General features: G+C 50.1%; 1 protein-coding gene. It reads left to right on the top strand.

What is annotated here, in order from left to right:
* The coding region (locus ACTHUR_RS14280; RefSeq protein WP_440399218.1) for an elongation factor Tu at nucleotides 1-700 on the top strand (700 nt) is incomplete at both ends.

Genomic DNA, 700 nt, shown 5'->3' with positions numbered 1-700 from the left:
CACGTAGACTGCCCGGGCCACGCCGACTACGTTAAAAACATGATTACCGGTGCTGCCCAAATGGACGGCGCGATCTTGGTATGTTCTGCCGCTGACGGTCCTATGCCTCAAACTCGCGAACACATCCTGTTGGCTCGCCAAGTAGGTGTACCTTACATCATCGTATTCATGAACAAATGCGACATGGTTGACGATGCCGAGCTGTTGGAACTGGTTGAAATGGAAATCCGTGACTTGTTGTCAAGCTACGACTTCCCTGGCGACGACTGCCCAATCGTACAAGGTTCTGCACTGAAAGCTTTGGAAGGTGATGCTGCTTACGAAGAAAAAATCTTCGAATTGGCTGCTGCCTTGGACAGCTACATCCCAACACCTGAGCGTGCTGTGGACAAACCTTTCTTGTTGCCTATCGAAGACGTATTCTCTATCTCCGGCCGTGGTACAGTAGTAACCGGTCGTGTAGAGCGCGGTATCATCCACGTTGGTGACGAGATCGAAATCGTAGGTTTGAAAGAAACCCAAAAAACCACTTGCACCGGCGTTGAAATGTTCCGCAAACTGCTGGACGAAGGTCAAGCGGGTGACAACGTAGGCGTATTGCTGCGTGGTACTAAACGTGAAGACGTAGAGCGTGGTCAAGTATTGGCTAAACCAGGTACTATCACTCCTCACACCAAGTTCAAAGCAGAAGTATACGTAC

The sequence above is a fragment of the Neisseria sp. P0021.S007 genome (assembly GCF_051956855.1).
Note: the sequence above shows the minus strand (reverse complement) of the source record. Positions and strands in the feature narration are given on the sequence as shown.